This is a genomic window from Ignavibacteriales bacterium (assembly GCA_026390775.1).
Taxonomy (GTDB): Bacteria; Bacteroidota; Ignavibacteria; order Ignavibacteriales; family Melioribacteraceae; genus Fen-1258.
Map to the genome: position 1 here is coordinate 1200420 of JAPLFF010000007.1, position 18478 is coordinate 1218897.

Genomic DNA, 18478 nt, shown 5'->3' on the forward strand with positions numbered 1-18478 from the left:
CCGTTACTCCGGAGTGACAACCCTAAAACCGGCAACCAACCACCGTTCTAAAATTATTTTTATTATGCTTTTAAAATAACCAGAGCTTAGTATTTATTTGTTCTTTTTTCGTTTTGAAAAACGCATATATGAACAAAACGCCAAAGAGAAGATCTATAATTGCAGTACTGAGAATCATAATCGGAGTGCGCTGCTGAGAGAAAAGTATTATAACCGCAATACCAAACGAGAATTTTTCTATTATAGCTGGAATCATCATAAGTTTATAACGAAGAGGATTGGTTGCAATCAGGAAAAACAAAATTTGCCAAGCGATGCCTAAACCTATAAATCCGTAAAAATATTCCGGGTGAGTTATTGCGGGCGGAAAGTCAACATTAAATCTAGATTCGGAAAAGTACATCGGCAGCAAAACAATTAATCCGTAAACTCCGGCCACAATAAAAATATATTTTACTGATTTCATAAATTCTCCTAGAATTATTTTCATGGAAAATTAAGCCGGCTCTGAATTTAAATCAACAAGAATCAATCCCTAACGCTTAACAAACTCAAGTTTCCCCGCTCCGGGATAACGAATTACAATTGTGTCTCCCGATTCAAATTTGTTCATTAGCAATTCTGCAGAGAGCGGATTGATGATATACTTTTGCACAGTGCGTTTCAAAGGTCGAGCACCATATGTTAGATCATATCCGTGCTGAAGCAGAAAATCTTTTACATCTTCATCAACGTCTATCATGATATTCTTTTCGGCGAGCATCTTTCCTACTTTCTGCAATTGTATATCAATAATTTGTTTCAGTTCACTTTTTAATAACGGTTTGAAAAATACTATTTCATCAATACGGTTTAAGAACTCGGGGCGGATGGTTCTTCGTAAAAGTTCAGAGAGCGAAACACGAAGTTCACCGATTATGTTTTCGAAATTGGTTTCATTTATCTCAGAAAGTTTATCCTGAATCAAATGTGAGCCGAGATTAGATGTCATTATAATAATTGTGTTTTTAAAATCAACCGTTCTGCCTTGATTGTCTGTTAATCTGCCGTCATCTAAAACTTGAAGAAGTATATTAAAAACATCCGGATGGGCTTTTTCAATTTCATCAAGAAGAACAACTGAATAAGGTCTTCGGCGAACCGCTTCCGTTAATTGTCCGCCTTCATCATAACCAACATATCCGGGAGGTGCACCAATCAACCGCGACACGGAAAATTTTTCCATGTATTCGCTCATGTCTATTCTTATCATAGCGTGTTCGTCATCGAACAGAAATTCTGCCAGAGAACGCGCGAGTTCTGTCTTTCCCACTCCCGTTGTTCCAATAAAGATGAATGAACCGATCGGACGGTTGGAATCCTGCAATCCCGCACGCGATCTTCTAATTGCATTTGCAACAGCAGCAACAGCATCGTCCTGCCCTATAACTCTTTTATGCAATTCGTCTTCCAATCGTAAAAGTTTTGCGCGTTCGCTTTCAAGCATTCTGCTTACCGGAATGCCGGTCCACTTTGCAACCACTTCAGCAACATCTTCAGCATCAACTTCTTCTTTAAGCATTTTGTTGTTCTTTTGAATGACAGCAAGTTCTTCGGTTTCTTTTTTTAGGTTACGTTCTAATTCATTTATAATACCATAACGTAGCTCAGCAACTTTACCAAGATTTCCTTCGCGTTCAAAACGATCTGCATCAACTTTTGCTTTTTCAATCTCACTTTTCATAGAACGAATTCTCTGGATCTTTTCTTTTTCCAACTGCCAGTGCCCTTTTAATTTGTTTCGTTCTTCATGAAGTTCACTAAGCTCTTTTTGCAGTTCGCCAAGACGTGATGCAGAATCCGAATCTTTTTCTCTTTTTAACGCTTCTCTTTCGATCTCAAGCTGTTTTACTTTTCGTTCAACAACATCAAGCTCTTCCGGCATAGAATCAATTTCGATTCTAAGCTTTGATGCGGATTCATCTATAATATCAATAGCTTTATCAGGAAGAAAGCGGTCAGTGATATAACGGTTGGAAAGTTGAACAGCAGCAACGATTGCCCCGTCGGTTATTCTTACACCGTGATGGATTTCATAACGTTCTTTTAGTCCGCGTAAAATTGAAATTGAATCTTCTTCATTTGGTTCAGATACAAGTATAGGCTGAAATCTTCTTTCAAGCGCCGCATCTTTTTCAATGTACTTTCTAAATTCATCAAGAGTTGTAGCACCAATTGCGTGAAGCTCTCCGCGAGCGAGCGCCGGCTTCAAAATATTTGCCGCATCCATTGATCCGTCTGTTCTGCCCGCACCAACAAGTAAGTGCAATTCATCAATGAATAAAATTATTTCACCCTCGGCTTCCTGAACTTCTTTAATAACAGCTTTGAGACGTTCTTCAAATTGTCCACGAAACTGTGTCCCTGCTACGAGAGCGCCCATATCTAACGCAACAATTCTTTTTGTTTTGAGAGTCTCCGGCACATCCCCGGATACAATTCGATGAGCAATGCCCTCAGCAATAGCAGTTTTACCAACACCGGGTTCGCCGATTAACACCGGATTATTTTTTGTTCTTCGCGAAAGTACTTGCAAAACACGTCTGATCTCTTCATCGCGCCCGATCACTGGATCAAGTTTATTAGAACGTGCAAGATCGTTCAGGTCACGCCCGTACTTTTGCAAAGATTGATATGTGTCTTCTGGATTTTGTGAAGTTACTCTTTGATTTCCTCGGATATCTTTAAGCGCCAAGTAAATTATTTTTTTATTGATTCCCGTTTCATTTAATATTTTTCCGGCGGGACTTTTATCTTCACTTAGTGCAAGAAGAATGTGTTCATTCGAAACATATTCGTCTTTTAACAATTTTGTTTCTTCGGAGGCGATATCAAACAATTTTGCAGAGTTTATCGAAAGTTGTTGGTTCCCTATTCCGCTTCCGGAAATTTTTGGTAGCCGCTCTAATAACTCTCCAATCTTTATTCTTATATGATTGATGTTAGCGCCGGATTTTTGAATAATTGAAACAGCAAGATTTGATTGATCTTGAAGCATAGCAGCAAGAAGATGTTCAGGTTCAACAATTTGATTGTTATAGTTTTGGGCAATCTCTATTGCACTTTGAACAGTTTCTTGAGCCTTGACCGTAAACTTATTTAAATTAAAAGCCATTGTCATAACCCAAATAATTTTTAATACTAATTTACCGCTCATACAAATCATTTACTAAAATAGTTTCGAGTTCGTAATAAATCATTACGAATTAGTAAATATTGAATTAGTAATAAAATTCTACTGTCAGTTATTTCATAATCAGTTTATTGAGTGTAATTGCTAATTGTTTTAATTTAGTGCCCCCGTTTCTCAAACTCTTTAATAAATTATTCCGGAACGAAATGAATTTTGAAGATGATACAATAGTAGCTTTAGCAACACCGGCCGGAGTTGGCGCTATTTCGGTAATACGAGTTAGCGGCCCAGTTAGCATTTCTTCAGTTGATAAAATCTTTGAGGGGAAACATAAATTATCTAGTAGTTCAACACATACAATTCATTACGGAAAGATTTTTGATGAAAATAAAGAATTGATAGATGACGTACTAATTTCAATTTTCAAAAAACCAAATTCTTACACCGGAGAGGAATCTGTAGAAATCAACACTCATGGAAGTTCTCTCATAACACAGAAAATAATCCAAACACTTTTGAAATTGAATATTCGTACGGCTGATCCTGGGGAGTTTACAAAAAGAGCATTCTTGAATGGAAGAATAGATCTGGCTCAAGCTGAAGCCGTTGCTGATTTAATAAATTCAAGAACTGAAGCTTCGTTTCGAGGAGCGCGAAATCAGCTTGATGGACTACTTTCCCAAAAAGTTGAGGATTTAAGAAATAAATTAGTAACGGCATCATCGCTTATAGAATTAGAGTTGGATTTTGCAGAAGAAGATCTAGAATTCGTTTCAAAGACTGAGGTAATTAAATTAATTGATGAAATAATTCTTGAAATTGATCAACTATTAAAAACATATAAATTTGGCAAAGTTATAAGAGATGGAGTGAATGTTGTGATAGTTGGCAAACCGAATGTGGGGAAATCATCTTTGCTAAATTATATTTTAAAAGAATCTCGCGCAATCGTAAGCGATATTCCCGGGACTACACGAGATGTAATTCGCGAAGAAGTTTCAATTGATGGAATTTTATTTCGTTTGTTTGATACGGCCGGAATCAGAAGTTCGTATAATGAAATTGAAAAAGAGGGAATATCTCGCAGTCAAAAAGCAGTGAAAGATGCGGATATTGTAATTTTTTTAAATGATGTAACTGAGAGTTTTTCTATGGACTTATATAATCAATTATTACAACTTACATCCAAAGAAAGAATATTAACAGTATTGAATAAAATTGATCTAAAACCTGGGGAATCTTATTTTGGAGATATTAAAATATCAGCATTGAATGGTATAGGCATTAAAGATTTATTCAATTTATTGAAGGAAAAAGCAGTAGGCTCTAGCAACTATACAGAGAAATCGGCCATTATTTCATCAGTCCGTCATTATGAAGCACTTGTTAATGCAACCGGACAACTAAGAAATGCTAGAAAATCAGCCGAGAATAAAATGAGCGGCGAATTTATATCCACAGATCTGAGAAGTGCAGAAGAGTCCCTTGGAGAAATAATAGGGATTGTGTCTTCTGATGACATATTGAACAATATTTTCGCAAAATTCTGCATTGGAAAATAATTAGTTTCACGGGAAACGGATGATATCAAATCTTAATAAATAAAATCGTTCCATGTGAAACAGAAAGCTTTTAATGAGAAATTTTGATATTATAATTATCGGTGGAGGTCACGCTGGGATTGAGGCTTCCATTTCAGCTGCTCAAATGGGCTGTTCAGTTGGACTTGTAACTATGGATAAAAATGCTATTGGTAGAATGTCGTGTAATCCAGCGATCGGAGGTAGTGCTAAAGGGCATTTAGTTCATGAAATTGATGCACTTGGTGGATTTATGGGTATTCTTGCTGATAAAACTGGAATACAGTTTCGTGTACTAAATAAATCAAAGGGTCCGGCTGTATGGGCGGGTAGGTGTCAATCAGATAGAAAGTTATATTCGCTAGAGGCTGTAAATTTAATAACTTCATTTAATAATCTTGAAATTATTGAAGATTCAGTTCTTGAAATTTATGAGGAAAATAAGAAAATTTCGTATGTAAAAACTATTTCAGGGAATGAATTAAAATGTAAAGCACTAATAATTTGTTCTGGGACTTTCTTGAACGGATTAATGCACACGGGTTTAATTTCATTGAAGGGCGGACGATATGGTGAAAAATCGGCATTAGGATTAACTGAATCGCTAATAAATTTAGGTTTTTCATCAGGTAGGTTGAAAACTGGAACTCCACCACGATTAAAGAAAGATTCAATCAACTGGGAAATTTTAGAAGAGCAAAAGGGAGACGAAAATCCTAAGCCTTTTTCGCTTCGAACATCTAAAAATCAATTCCCATTTCTTCCACAAGTAAGCTGCCACATTACCTATACTGATAGAGTAGTACACAGTATTCTTGAAAGGGGATTTGATAAATCACCTATATTCACTGGGTTAATTGAGGGTGTTGGTCCTCGATATTGTCCATCAATAGAAGATAAAATTGTTAGGTTTTCGGATAAACTTCGACATCAGCTTTTTTTAGAGCCTGAAGGTTTAGACTCAGATCAGATTTACCTTAATGGTTTTTCAACTTCATTGCCAGCAGAGATACAATATGAAGCAATACAAAAAATTAGAGGACTCGAAAATGCGGAAATAGTCCGCCCTGGATATGCAGTTGAATATGATTATTTTCCACCTTATCAAGTTGATCTTACTCTAGAAACTAAGTTAATAAAAGGACTTTATTTTGCAGGACAAATTAATGGAACTTCCGGATATGAAGAAGCTGCTGGACAAGGAATTATAGCAGGAATTAATGCAGCTCTACAAATACAAAAGAGATCTGAATTTATTTTAAAAAGAAGTGAAGCTTATATTGGGGTTTTAATAGATGATTTGGTTTCGAAGTCCACTAGTGAACCTTATAGAATGTTTACTTCTCGAGCTGAACATAGACTTCTTCTACGGCAAGACAATGTAGACAGAAGACTTCTAAAATATGGATATGAATTTGGACTAATATCTAAAGAATTATTTAATGAAACGAGAGAAAGAGAAGTCTTAATAACTATAGGTAAAGATTTGTTGTCGAAAACGAAAATACTGCCTAATCAAATAAATATTTTACTAGAGACAAAAAATCTTTCCGAGATTGATAACTCCGAAACAATTGAAAAGTTAGTAAAAAGACCAGAACTGTCATTAAAAGAGATATTAAATTTGTTAAGATTAGAAGATTCAGTAGTATATAGTAATTTGATTAATAAAGAAGAATTATTAGAGCAACTAGAGATTGAAATAAAATATGAGGGATATATTAAGAGGCAAGAAGAACTAGTTGTAAAAACAGAAAAATTAGAAAAAATGTTAATACCATTAAATTTAAATTATAATAATTTAAAGACTATTTCTACTGAAGGAAGAGAAAAATTAGCTAAAATCAAGCCACATTCGATAGGTCAGGCCTCTAGAATCTCTGGAGTCACACCTTCAGATATTTCCGTTTTATTAGTATATTTAAAAAGTTAATTCAGAGGGTTTTGTTGGATCTTCAAGAGCAGTACTTACGGGAACTAAAAAAGCTTTTTTGGGAAAATAGTCTTAATCCAGATGAATATCAGTTAGAAAGATTAGCACACTTTGCACATCTTGTTACACAAAAAAACACAAAACTTAACTTAATCTCTCGACGTGATGTTTTACAAATAATCGAAAACCATATTTTTATTTCTTCTTATATAGCAGAATATCTTCCGAGTAAAATTTCTAAATTTTTAGATATTGGCACAGGAGGAGGGTTCCCGGGAATTCCGTTGGCAATTACTTGCCCTGCGATGCGAGGCGTTCTTGTAGATTCAACTGCAAAAAAAATTGAAGCAGTAAAAGAATTTATTAATAAACTTAAACTGAATAATATCGTAGCAGAAAATTCCAGAGTTGAAAGCGAAGAGTTTAAACAAAAATATTCCGATTCTTTTGATTTAGTATTAAGCCGCGCAACAGTTCCATTAATTATTCTCCTTCGTTATTCGCTGCCTTTAATTAAAGAGAAAGCTTACATTGCTACAATTAAAGGGGGGGATTTGATTGATGAATTTAAAACAGCAGAATTGAAATACAAAGCACACATTAAAAAGTCCACTGTTTTCGAATTGTCATACAAACCCACCAATGCAAGAAATGAAAAAGGGAAGAAGTTGATTTTATTGGAGATCAACAAGTAAACTTTTTCGACCAAAGAATACCCTCCTCTTTTTAAGTGAACAGTTTCAAGAATAAAGCTATATTTGTTCGTCGGAATTATTTGATAATGATTTAACTTATTTAATCCTTTATTTCGCCCTTATAAAATAAAGCTGAAATAGCTATCTGATAAAATGAATCTTACAGAAAAATTTTTAAGATATTCTGCAAATAGAGATGTCGTTTTTGTTCTAGGCGCAGGAGCTTCTCACGCCGATGGAGTTCCGTTGCAGAGAGATATGTTGCCGATGATCATTTCAGGTAGAATAAACGAGATTGAAAATTCAGAGATTGGGAAAATTGTAACGGAGTTTATTAAAGATAATTTTGAATTCAATCCGACTACAAATCAATACCCGCAGTTAGAAGCAGTGTTTGGGTTCATAGATTATTTTATTCAACAGAATGAAAGCCTTAATTCTAAATATACAAATGAAAAAATTAGAGACATTAAAGAATATCTAATTAAGTTAATTCACTACGTTGTTAATATTCAAACTGATAAACGAAGTCATTTCTATCATCTATTTTGGAAAGCAATACAAAAAAATAATTCAAACACTTCAATCATTACACTAAACTATGATACCTTGCTTGAACAAGCATTTGATTTTTTGTTTAAGAATCACGGGTACATTGATTATTGTATTCATTTAATGAATTACGAGCGCTTACCAGAATTACGGGATTTTAATTTTTGGATTAATCCGCGAGAACCTGTATCGGTAGATAAAGAGGATAATCCAATTCCTTTTAAAATTATAAAATTACATGGAAGCTTAAACTGGAAATATTGTAAGTGTTGCAACCAAACTTTGCTTACTCCCTGGGATAGAATGATAGATTTAAATAAGGGAAAATTTTTGGGTTATACTTATCCCGAGAATAAAGAATACGAGGTTCTATGTCCCATAGACGGGACAGAATTTCAAACACTTATAATGCCGCCAACGTATCTCAAAACAATCCATCATCCATTAATTTCGCAATTAATGGCGGAAGCTTCCCGCGAAATTAGAGCGACAAAAAAAATTGTGTTCATCGGTTATTCGCTTTCTAACTCAGACGTACATATTAAAGCATTATTTAAAAAACAAATGACTCTGGAAAAAGAAATAATAGTTATAAACCCCAAACACAAAGAATCTTTAGAACTTAACTACAAATCACTCACTCCCAATGTACGTTTCATTTATTCTTCCTTCGAAGAATTCGTTAATGACGAAAATGAAATAAATTCAATCTTTTCTTAGAAATTTATTGACACAATCAAAATCTCGCTCTATTTTAACACTACTTCATTAAAGTAGTGGAATTATCACAATGTTATCAAAATTAGCAACGTTAATATTAGGCGTTTTGTCCGAAAGAGAGCATAATCCTTACGAGATTACAAAAATGCTTGAAAGATTAAATACACGCAAATGGCTGCCGCTGGCAGATTCGACAGTATATGCGACAATTAATAATTTGAAAAAAAACGGACTCATTTTAGGACGACAAGAGAGAAATGGAAATCTTCCTGAGAAAACAATTTACAATATCACGCCTGAAGGTGAATTTGAATTACATTCTTCGATAACAAGTTTTTTAGAAGATGATTCAACCGGGCCATCAAATTTTGATATAGGAATTCTATTAATGTACAATCTTAGCAAACCCGAAATTATGATGAAGCTTAAAAAAAAATTAGAGCGGCTTGAAAATTTTTCTTATAACATCAGAAAACAAATTTTGAATTTCGAAATGGATCCTTCTAAAGTTGCATATACTAGTTTGGCTATGCTGAAACATAGGATGCATTTAACAGAAGCTGAAATGAAAACAATTCGTGAGTTGATCAAAGAATTAAATGTTAGATATACTATTTCTGATATATCACCTTTCGATATGAGAATGATGTAAGACTTACCGAGAAGAATAATTTTAATTAGCAGTTATCGAAACAGTGCGGCCCTCCTAAAACACGTTCTCTACCAAATCAAAATTTCTTACCGTTTAATTATTAGATCAACATTGTATTCATCTAACTTTGTTGAGCTTGCAGATTTTGGATAAGGATTTAATGATTTAAGAATTATTCGGTAGCCGTTATAATGAATTTCTCTTGGGAATAATGCAGTGTGAAGAAATGTATGTAATTGTTCTCTTCCATTAGAGAGTATTAAACTAACCCCGCCGTCACCAGCCCAAACACATATTACATCCATGGGGCAACGTGAATCGCCAACACCATCAAATTTGATTGTAATATTATTCTCAATTGATGCTTCCTGACCATAATTTATCTGTACTAAAACAGAATCAATTATTTTATTTATAACAACAGCCGGTGTATTCGGCGAAGTTAAGTCTACATTTTCTTTACAGCCAATGCCACCTATAACGAAAAGAATAGCGGAGAGAAGTCTGATTTTTGTCAAGTAGAACTCATTTTATTAACAAGATTAATCTTATAAAAACGATTGAGAAAATAAAGGAAAAAAATATTTGTTACTCTGCATTAAACCATTAGCATAGACATACCTGTCTATGGTTTGTAAGCAAAATATTTTTTATTTAGATGGAATATACAATGAAAAGGATATTCGCAATATTAATAATTCTCAGTGTAAGCTATACAGCCATTTCCGCACAAACTGTTACACCCAAAATAGACAAAACTCAAAAAAACCAGCAACTAAGAATTCATCAGGGAATAAAAAGCGGAGAACTTACGCGAGGCGAAGTTCGGAAATTAGAAAATCAACAAAAGGCAATTCAACGTGATAAGCGAATTGCAAAAGCCGATGGCGCTCTAACTCCCGGCGAGCGCAGACATATTCGAAACGAACAAAATAGAGCGAGTAAAAATATTTACATAAAGAAGCATAATAGAATTAAACAATAGTCTTCCCCCGCACAAGTGGCTCATACATACTCCCTAAAATCCGCTCTATGAAGTTTAGTAGAGCGGATTTTTTAATAATAATTCAGAGATCGAATTTCAGTTTTTAGTGATAGTGTTATTTATTTTCATTTTATTTAAAGAAACCGAACCTTATCTTGCATCGAATAAAAATATATGGACAAAATAAAAAAGAAGAGTCGCAACCCTTTTCAAAAACATTAAAGGATATTTTAAATTAAAAACAATTATATGAACCGTTCTGAAAAATTATCTGTTGAATTACACAACTCAGTTTTCGGCGATCCATGGCACGGCGCATGTCTAAAAGATGTTCTTGAAAACATTTCTTTTAAGCAAGCAAACAAAAGATCAATTCCATCTGCACATAACATTATTGAACTAACATCGCATCTTAATTCGTGGACAGAAGAAATCTTAAAACGATTTAACGGGGGCCAACCTTCTTTACCCACAATGGGGGACTGGCCAACTCCTAAGTATAAAACCGAAGAATATTGGCAAGCAGTAAAACAAAAACTATTTGCAGATACAAATAAATTGATTGCTGTAATCAAAAAATTTCCGGAAGATAAACTTGATGAAATTGTTGGTGGAGAACGAAACGCTACACTTGGAACGGGTTTTTCTTTTGAAGGATTTATAATCGGGTTGGTTCAACATAACGCATATCACTCCGGCCAAATAGCGTTATTAAAAAAAATGGTTTGATACGGTAACAATATTGTTTAATAAACGTCTATTTAATAGTTGAATACAATAATTTCTACTGAATAACGTTTACAGTCTTAGAAACACTTAATTGTCTTTATCATTCATCCACTAACCTTAGGGGTTAAGATGGTTTCTAAAGTTGCATCTCTTTTATTAACATTTCTATTTCTCTACGCATCAACATCATATTCGCAGGAAGACCGATCATTAACTAAAGAAGGCGCTCCCAACGTTTTTATTGATTGCAATTATTGCGACATTAACTTTATCAAAGAGCAAATACCAATTGTTAATTACGTGCGTGATCGGAAAGACGCGGATATTCATGTTCTTTACACTTCACAAAGCACTGGATCTGGAGGAAGTGATTACACTTTACTTTTTATTGGACAGAATAAATTTGCTAATATGAACGATACGGTAAAGTACACTACGAATAAAGGCGATTCGGATGATCAATCAAGAATAAAAATGGTAAAAGCGCTTAAGCTTGGATTGATCCGATACATTTCTAAATCACCTGTTGCAGATCAAATGAATATTTCATTTTCTAAAAGCAGCAAGGTGGAACAGCCAAAAGATGACTGGGACTATTGGGTTTTTAAGTTAAGCACCAACGGAAATTTTAGCGGTGAAAAAAATTACAACTACAAATATATTTATAGCTCGATCTCTGCAAACAGAACAACTGAAGAACTAAAACTTAATTTTTCTCTATCTAATGATTATAGTGAAAGTAATTATTTATATGAAACTTCAACCGGAACCGAAAAAATAACGAACATTACACGAAGCCAATATGCGAATGCGTCGCTTATTAAAGCTATAAATAGTAATTGGTCATGGGGAATTTGGGGTAATGGATATACCTCAACTTATGATAACATTGATTTTAGTTTTTCATTTGCACCCGGAATCGAGTATAATATTTTTCCATATTCAGAATCGAACGTACACCAGCTAAGAATTTATTATAAAATTTATAATACTTTTAACAAATACGTTGACGAGACATTCTATTTCAAGAAAAAAGAGAACTTATGGCAACATTCACTTGACGGGTCACTATCGCTGATTGAACCGTGGGGAAGTCTTAGCCTTGGAGGTGAGATACAAAACTATTTAGATGATTTTACCAATTTTGGTTATAGAATTTACAGCTCTGCAAGTCTAAGATTGTTTAAAGGGTTTTCTCTCGACTTTTACATCAATTATAATAAAGTTGGTAAACAGATAACATTACCGCTTGCAGGCGCATCCCTTGAGGAAGTTTTACTAAGAAGAAGGCAACTTGAGACAAGTTATAATTATTATGCATTTTTCGGAATATCGTACTCATTCGGCTCTATCTTTAATAATTTTGTAAATCCCCGTTTTGGCGGTGGCGGCGGTTCGACAATTACTATTAGCAATTAAAAAAATATGAGGTATTATTAAAACGCCGCATTTGATTACTTCGTAATTTTAGTTCTCATATGTTCTGAGAAAACGAAGCTGGAAATATTTTGAGCACGCTTTCGCTGGCTAAAGAAAAGCTAATTTCTTTTGATCTATTCCCACCCGTTCCATACGATGTATTTAGTAGACTATTTTCATAAATTGGATTTGATATGACAACCGGTCAAATAATTTCAGAACTAAAAAAACATTACAATCCGCGCAACCTTGAGGGAATGGCTCGTTACGGAATAAATGTTGAAAAAGCATTTGGGCTGAATGTTCCGTTCATGCGTGCGTTTGCAAAGAAGATCGGCAAAAATCACGAGCTTGCTCTTGAGCTGTGGGAAAGCGATTATCACGAAGCACGGCACATTGCATCAATGATAGACGATCCGAAACTTGTTACAAGATCTCAGATGAATAAATGGGTAAAAGATTTCAGCTCGTGGGATATCTGCGACGGTACGTGCAGTAATCTTTTTAGAAAAACTCCGTATGCATTCGAAAAAATTTTTGAATGGTGCGAAAGGAAGGAAGAGTTTATCCGCCGTGCGGGATTTTCTTTAATGTGTTATGTTGCTGTTCACGATAAGAAAAGGGACGATAAAGATTTTCTACGGTTTTTTCCGCTTATCAAAAAATATTCTATTGATGAAAGAAATTTTGTGAAGAAAGCTGTTAACTGGTCTTTACGGCAAATCGGTAAACGAAGTAAATTCTTAAACAAAGAATCCCTCAAACTTGCAAAAGAGATTCAAGCGCTCAATTCCAAATCAGCGAAGTGGATTGCAAACGATGCAATTCGCGAATTGATAGATCCTAAAATCTTAACGAGAATCAAAAAATAAATGTAGAGACGGCCAGCTCGGTCGTCTCAGATAAACAAAATAATAGCGAAAAGAAAAATGTCTCTAACAGAACTAGCCGAAAAAGTTGGTTTGACCATGTCGAATCTTTCCGTGCTCAAAACAGAAAAGGCGCGTGCTATACGCTTCTCCACTCTCGAAGCAATCTGTAAAGTTCTAGAGTGCCAGCCCGGAGATATTTTGGAATACATTCACAATAAGCAGAATTAATAGATTGCAATTTATTTGTAAAAGATTGATTATTGAATCGTAAAAATCGCATGTATATGTAATAATTTAAGTTTTTTTTACTTGAAAGGATGGTACGCTGCTGATTACATAGTTGTTTTAAATAAATGAAATCCTTAAAAATAATTCATGGGGGCGAACGTGAAGCTCAAATCCGCAATCTTTTTGCTTTCCTTTATATTATCTAATTTTTTATTCGCTCAACAATCATCAGAAAATTTTAAGCTGATCGGTTCTGTAGTAGATCTGATGACGAGCAAACCTCTTACAGGCACTTCGGTTGTTATTTTTTCCAAATCCTCCGGTAAAGAACTTAAAGGAATTGCAGCAGACGAAAAAGGCAATTTCACAATTGAGAGCATTCCGGAAAGTAAAGTCCGCGCAAAATTTTCTATGGTAGGATATCAAACTCAAATAATAGATTCCGTTGATCTTGACAAATCACCTAGAATTGGATTGATACGGTTGATGCCGACCGCAATTGAAATGCCTGAGATGGTTGTTAAATCCATGAAGCCGATGATTGAATTTCATGCGGATAAACAAGTGATAAACATGGATCGTCTTCCCGGCAACTCAGGTTCTGTTACGGAAGCACTAAAAAATTCCGGACTTGTGGAAGTTGACCCGGCAACAAATAAAATTACTGTGCGCGGGCAAGGTTTAAAAATCCAAATGGACGGACATGAATACAGTATGCCTGTTGAAATGTTAGCTCAACTGCCTGCCACAATGATTGATCAAGTGGAAGTTATACTTGCACCGGGCGCAAAGGAAAGTGCTGAAGGCGGAACATATATTTTAAATCTCATCACCAAGAAAGAAGCATTTAGTAATTTCAGCGGAATGTTCAGCTTAAGTTCCTCTTCTAATAAAAATTCTTTTGGCGGAAGCTACTTTAACTACAAAGCAGATAAACTAAATTTATTTGGACAAGCTTACGGAAGCTATTTTACAAGCAATAACTTAAATGAATCCGAAAGATATGTTTACAGCAGCCCGAGCATGTATTATCAAAAAACTTCCGGTGAAGGAAAGAACAATTACTACGGCGGGTATTTTAAATTCGGCTTTGATTATGATTTTGATGCAAACAATTCAGTTACATTCTTTATAAATTATAACGGATACAAATACAATTCAGATAATACCGGAAATTCTTTTGTAAATAATTCGAACAATATTTTTCAATACAGCTACAACAGAATAAACAACAACGAAGGAGCAAACAACAATCTTTCCTTTTACGGATTTTACAAGAAAAAATTTGAAACCAAAGGAAATGAATTAACCTTGGATGCGATGTATACTCTTTACACAAACCCGACAAATGCAAAAATGAATTTAGATTACAGTAATAGAATCGGCAGACCGCAGCTGCAGAACAGCAACACGGGCGTAACTGCCAAAACTCTAATTCTTAAAACCGATTACGTTTTGCCGATCGATCAAAATAAATTGGAAGCCGGCTATAGTTTTACTTACAGAACCAGAAATAACGATTACAACGTTCTGGATTTTTCATATCTAATAGGTACTTGGAGAGACAGCTTGCAGTTAAGCAATCTTTTCAAATATAACGAGAGTATTCATGCACTCTACTTAACCTATGCACATAAACTTGGAGATTTTGATATTAAGTTCGGATTGAGAGCCGAAAATCTTTCTACCGAAGGAAATCAAATTACTCAGAATATAGATTTTACAGAAAACTTTTTGAGCTTCTTCCCAAATCTTAATATCTCATATAAACTTAGCGATATGTTTCAACTTGGGTTCAATGCTTTCAGAAGAGTAACATATCCGCAGGTCTACTACGTAAATCCCTTCCGTCAATACCAAGGACCGAACTCTTTCTCTGCCGGTAATCCTAAAATAAAACCGAACTATGTAAATTCATTTGCGGTAAACCTATCCCAGTATATAAGTGTGTTCTATACATATACGACCGGAAATATTACATACGCAACGACAACCGAAAATGACAGCGTACTGATTTCAAGTTTTATTAATCTTAACAATCAAGACACTTACGGATTTTCATTTACAATGCCGTATAATAATTCTCCGATGATGCCTTTTCATCTGCCTGATTTTATAAGTTCGTGGTACATTTCTTTCAATTACAGATATTCAAAACAATCGGGGCAATATTTAACGGAAGACTTATCATTAACCGATAAAAGCTACACGCTCAACACCTATCTGGGTTTAAAGTTATGGTTTGATATTGACGCCAACGTTTCATTGTACTATGTGCCGAGAATAGAAAACCGGCGCGGGGTTAGAAGCGAAATGAAATATTTATCGCTCTATTTCAGTAAGACAATGATGGATCGTAAATTAAGAATTTACATTACCGTGAATGATCTTCTTAATGCTCAACGAGGCAGCAACGAAACACTTGGCGGTAATTATTATACAAGAAGTTCTTACGAAATGCTTAACAGCCGGGCAATCGGAATAGGCATTTCGTATATGTTCAACGATTACAAAGATAGACGCGATAGAAATATTGACGACGGAAGAGATGCCGGCAACAGAGGGTTTTGAAATTATATTTGTTTAACTGTAGAGACGCCATATATTGCGTTTTTACAGAAACAATTTATTCTCTAATTCAACTCAACGGGAAACTATTTACAAAATTTTTTCTCGTTATTTTTTTATTTTGTTCCGCAATAAATTCACAACTAAAATTCAGTAAGATTCTTTTATGATAAATTGTGTTCAAAATCTTCCGGTGATTGTCCGCACTTCTTTTTTACTTATTCTTTCCAACATGTTCATGACTTTTGCATGGTATGGTCACTTAAAAAACTTGTCTGATAAAAAATGGTACATTGCCGCAATTATAAGCTGGGGAATTGCACTGTTCGAATATCTGCTACAAGTACCGGCAAATAGAATAGGTTACTCTGAACTAAATCTTTCCCAATTAAAAATTCTGCAAGAGGTAATTACTCTTTCCTTATTTGTTCCATTTGCAGTGTTCTATATGCGTCAGCCGTTTAAGATGAATTATATCTGGGCCGGTTTGTGTCTAATTGGTGCGGCTTATTTTATTTTTCGTTCATAAATCTTTGTTAGTCTGTGTAACTTTAGAGGTATGTCAAGTATCTAAATGAGCATCAATCATAAAGGGAAAAGAAGATGAAAAAATTAACGATAATAATTTTGCTTATTCTGTCCGGTTTCTCTCAATCATTTCTTCTGGGACAATCCAAATCAGAAAAAATTGATCAGTTAATTTCAAAATATAATGAATATCATTTTTTCAACGGCAGCGCCCTTGTTGCAGAAAACTTTGAAGTTGTTTTCAAAAAAGGTTACGGCTTTGCAAATATGGAATGGAATATTCCGAACTCACCGGATACAAAACACCGGCTCGGTTCAATCACAAAACAATTCACCTCAATGTTGATAATGCAGCTTGTTGAAAAAGGAAAGATCAAACTCGATGGCAAGCTGACGGATTATTTACCTTACTACCGCAAAGACGCCGGTGATAAAATAACAATTGAAATGCTGCTAACACATTCGTCGGGAATTCCTAGCTATACCAATAAAGAAGATTTTTTAGAAAAGGTAAGCAGAAAATTTTACAAGCCGGATGATTTCGTTAAAGAACAATGCAGCGGTGATCTTGAGTTTGAACCTGGAAAACAATTTGTTTACAGCAACTCAGGCTATTTTATACTTGGAGCCATAATAGAAAAAATTACGGGAAAGACTTATGAAGAAAATCTTAAAGAAAATATTTTCATACCGCTTGGGATGAAAAATTCCGGATATGACTTAGCGGAACCGATTTTACTAAAGCGTGCGGCTGGTTATGAAAAGACATTTACAGGCTACAAGAATGCTGAATTTCTGGATATGTCATTGCCTTATGCGGCGGGCTCTATTTACTCTACTGTAGAAGATCTTTTAAGTTGGGATAAAGCGCTTCAGACAGAAAAACTTCTTCCGAAGAAATTTATGGATGAAATATTTAAACCAAGAATAGATGCATTTGGCGGTAAGTATGGATTTGGGTGGTCGTTGTTCAAAAAGAAAATAGGCGGCGAAGAATTTGATGTTATTGCGCATGGAGGAGGAATCAACGGATTTAATACAATCAATTATTTTATTCCGAAGAAAGGACAAGTTGTTATTTTGTTTAGTAACGCAGGCGGAGCGCCGCTAAATGAAATGACTGAAAAAATAATTGATATACTTAATGGCAATGAAGCAAAGATGCCGGCTCAATCGCTTGCCGAACACCTTTATGATGTAATTAAAGAAGACGGTATTGAAACTGCTGTAAGTCAATTCAAACAAATGAAAGAAGAAAAAGATGCTTTTGTACTCAAGCCAACGGAGATGAACCAGCTTGGTTATTACTTGATGAATGAGAACAAACTTGATGAAGCGATTGCGGTGTTCAAGTTAACTGTTGATGAATTTCCGAAATCTTCAAATGCTTATGACAGTTACGCCGAAGCTCTTCTAAAAAAAGGAAAAAAAGAAGAAGCTATTGTGAATTATAAAAAATCTTTAAAATTAGATTCAAGAAATACCAATGCAGTGAAAGTATTAAAAGATTTGGGCGTTGAGATAGAAGAACAAAAAGAAGTAAAAATATCACCGGAAGCGTTGATGAAGTATGTGGGTAAATATCAGCTCGCTCCAAATTTTATTCTGACTATTTCCGTTAAGGGTGAACAGATTTTTGCCCAGGCATCGGGTCAGCCGCAAATTGAAATATTTCCATCTGCAGACAACAAATTTTATATGAAAGTAGTTGACGCACAGATCCAGTTTGTAAAAGAAGATGGGAAAATTGCAAGCTTATTTCTTTCACAGAATGGAAGAGAAATACCGGCAAAGAAAATTGAATAATGCAATCCCAAATATTTTTTTAATAGACCCGGTTTCAAT

The 18478-nt window shown here is 34.8% G+C and carries 16 protein-coding genes; 13 read left to right on the forward strand and 3 right to left on the reverse strand.

The genetic code is table 11. The annotated features are described in order from the left end of the window. Window positions 1–70: 70 nt before the first annotated feature. Entirely contained in the window at window positions 71–466 is a 396-nt protein-coding gene (locus NTZ27_10510) for a hypothetical protein (GenBank protein ID MCX6175174.1), read from the reverse strand. A 69-nt stretch (window positions 467–535) separates the two neighbouring features. Further along, window positions 536–3154: an ATP-dependent chaperone ClpB gene (gene clpB / locus NTZ27_10515; GenBank protein MCX6175175.1), complete on the reverse strand. Its 2619-nt coding sequence runs from the start codon at window positions 3152–3154 to the stop codon at window positions 536–538. Window positions 3155–3378: 224 nt separating this feature from the next. Here clpB and mnmE point away from each other — a divergent pair, with 224 nt between their 5' ends. The 5 genes from mnmE (at window position 3379) to NTZ27_10540 (ending at window position 9304) form a co-directional block, all read left to right on the forward strand. Continuing rightward, complete coding sequence (gene mnmE / locus NTZ27_10520; protein MCX6175176.1) at window positions 3379–4734, forward strand: tRNA uridine-5-carboxymethylaminomethyl(34) synthesis GTPase MnmE; 1356 nt, start codon at window positions 3379–3381, stop codon at window positions 4732–4734. A 73-nt stretch (window positions 4735–4807) separates the two neighbouring features. Beyond that, window positions 4808–6685: a tRNA uridine-5-carboxymethylaminomethyl(34) synthesis enzyme MnmG gene (gene mnmG, locus NTZ27_10525; GenBank protein MCX6175177.1), complete on the forward strand. Its 1878-nt coding sequence runs from the start codon at window positions 4808–4810 to the stop codon at window positions 6683–6685. Window positions 6686–6699: 14 nt separating this feature from the next. Then, complete coding sequence (gene rsmG, locus NTZ27_10530) at window positions 6700–7380, forward strand: 16S rRNA (guanine(527)-N(7))-methyltransferase RsmG (protein MCX6175178.1); 681 nt, start codon at window positions 6700–6702, stop codon at window positions 7378–7380. Window positions 7381–7533: 153 nt separating this feature from the next. Next, entirely contained in the window at window positions 7534–8652 is a 1119-nt protein-coding gene (locus NTZ27_10535) for an SIR2 family protein (protein MCX6175179.1), read from the forward strand. A 70-nt stretch (window positions 8653–8722) separates the two neighbouring features. Next, the gene (locus NTZ27_10540; GenBank protein MCX6175180.1) at window positions 8723–9304 is read left to right on the forward strand and encodes a PadR family transcriptional regulator; all 582 of its coding nucleotides are present in this window, start codon (window positions 8723–8725) and stop codon (window positions 9302–9304) included. Between the two features lie 86 nt (window positions 9305–9390). Here NTZ27_10540 and NTZ27_10545 read toward each other — a convergent pair whose 3' ends face one another. After that, complete coding sequence (locus tag NTZ27_10545) at window positions 9391–9822, reverse strand: hypothetical protein (GenBank protein ID MCX6175181.1); 432 nt, start codon at window positions 9820–9822, stop codon at window positions 9391–9393. A 152-nt stretch (window positions 9823–9974) separates the two neighbouring features. Here NTZ27_10545 and NTZ27_10550 point away from each other — a divergent pair, with 152 nt between their 5' ends. The 8 genes from NTZ27_10550 (at window position 9975) to NTZ27_10585 (ending at window position 18439) form a co-directional block, all read left to right on the forward strand. After that, complete coding sequence (locus tag NTZ27_10550; protein MCX6175182.1) at window positions 9975–10289, forward strand: hypothetical protein; 315 nt, start codon at window positions 9975–9977, stop codon at window positions 10287–10289. A 249-nt stretch (window positions 10290–10538) separates the two neighbouring features. After that, complete coding sequence (locus tag NTZ27_10555) at window positions 10539–11018, forward strand: DinB family protein (GenBank protein ID MCX6175183.1); 480 nt, start codon at window positions 10539–10541, stop codon at window positions 11016–11018. 129 nt (window positions 11019–11147) lie between these two features. Next, window positions 11148–12437, forward strand: a complete 1290-nt coding sequence (locus tag NTZ27_10560) for a hypothetical protein (protein ID MCX6175184.1) — start codon at window positions 11148–11150, stop codon at window positions 12435–12437. 194 nt (window positions 12438–12631) lie between these two features. Then, complete coding sequence (locus tag NTZ27_10565; protein ID MCX6175185.1) at window positions 12632–13309, forward strand: DNA alkylation repair protein; 678 nt, start codon at window positions 12632–12634, stop codon at window positions 13307–13309. A 42-nt stretch (window positions 13310–13351) separates the two neighbouring features. After that, window positions 13352–13537 (forward strand): helix-turn-helix transcriptional regulator, encoded by a 186-nt coding sequence (locus NTZ27_10570; protein ID MCX6175186.1) that lies wholly within the window; start codon window positions 13352–13354, stop codon window positions 13535–13537. Window positions 13538–13696: 159 nt separating this feature from the next. Further along, the gene (locus NTZ27_10575) at window positions 13697–16108 is read left to right on the forward strand and encodes an outer membrane beta-barrel family protein (protein MCX6175187.1); all 2412 of its coding nucleotides are present in this window, start codon (window positions 13697–13699) and stop codon (window positions 16106–16108) included. A gap of 163 nt (window positions 16109–16271) precedes the next feature. Continuing rightward, window positions 16272–16634, forward strand: coding sequence for a DMT family protein (locus NTZ27_10580; GenBank protein MCX6175188.1), 363 nt, complete (start codon window positions 16272–16274; stop codon window positions 16632–16634). A gap of 74 nt (window positions 16635–16708) precedes the next feature. Further along, window positions 16709–18439: a serine hydrolase gene (locus NTZ27_10585; GenBank protein MCX6175189.1), complete on the forward strand. Its 1731-nt coding sequence runs from the start codon at window positions 16709–16711 to the stop codon at window positions 18437–18439. Window positions 18440–18478 lie beyond the last annotated feature (39 nt).

Excerpts from the sequence above, each read along its gene's own strand:
- NTZ27_10540 (MCX6175180.1), top strand. The coding sequence starts at position 8,723 with ATGTTATCAAAATTAGCAACGTTAATATTAGGCGTTTTGTCCGAAAGA.
- clpB (MCX6175175.1), bottom strand. The coding sequence starts at position 3,154 with ATGGCTTTTAATTTAAATAAGTTTACGGTCAAGGCTCAAGAAACTGTT.
- NTZ27_10555 (MCX6175183.1), top strand. The coding sequence starts at position 10,539 with ATGAACCGTTCTGAAAAATTATCTGTTGAATTACACAACTCAGTTTTC.
- NTZ27_10565 (MCX6175185.1), top strand. The coding sequence starts at position 12,632 with ATGACAACCGGTCAAATAATTTCAGAACTAAAAAAACATTACAATCCG.
- NTZ27_10580 (MCX6175188.1), top strand. The coding sequence starts at position 16,272 with ATGATAAATTGTGTTCAAAATCTTCCGGTGATTGTCCGCACTTCTTTT.
- NTZ27_10510 (MCX6175174.1), bottom strand. The coding sequence starts at position 466 with ATGAAATCAGTAAAATATATTTTTATTGTGGCCGGAGTTTACGGATTA.
- NTZ27_10535 (MCX6175179.1), top strand. The coding sequence starts at position 7,534 with ATGAATCTTACAGAAAAATTTTTAAGATATTCTGCAAATAGAGATGTC.
- mnmE (MCX6175176.1), top strand. The coding sequence starts at position 3,379 with ATGAATTTTGAAGATGATACAATAGTAGCTTTAGCAACACCGGCCGGA.
- NTZ27_10585 (MCX6175189.1), top strand. The coding sequence starts at position 16,709 with ATGAAAAAATTAACGATAATAATTTTGCTTATTCTGTCCGGTTTCTCT.
- NTZ27_10550 (MCX6175182.1), top strand. The coding sequence starts at position 9,975 with ATGAAAAGGATATTCGCAATATTAATAATTCTCAGTGTAAGCTATACA.
- NTZ27_10560 (MCX6175184.1), top strand. The coding sequence starts at position 11,148 with ATGGTTTCTAAAGTTGCATCTCTTTTATTAACATTTCTATTTCTCTAC.
- mnmG (MCX6175177.1), top strand. The coding sequence starts at position 4,808 with ATGAGAAATTTTGATATTATAATTATCGGTGGAGGTCACGCTGGGATT.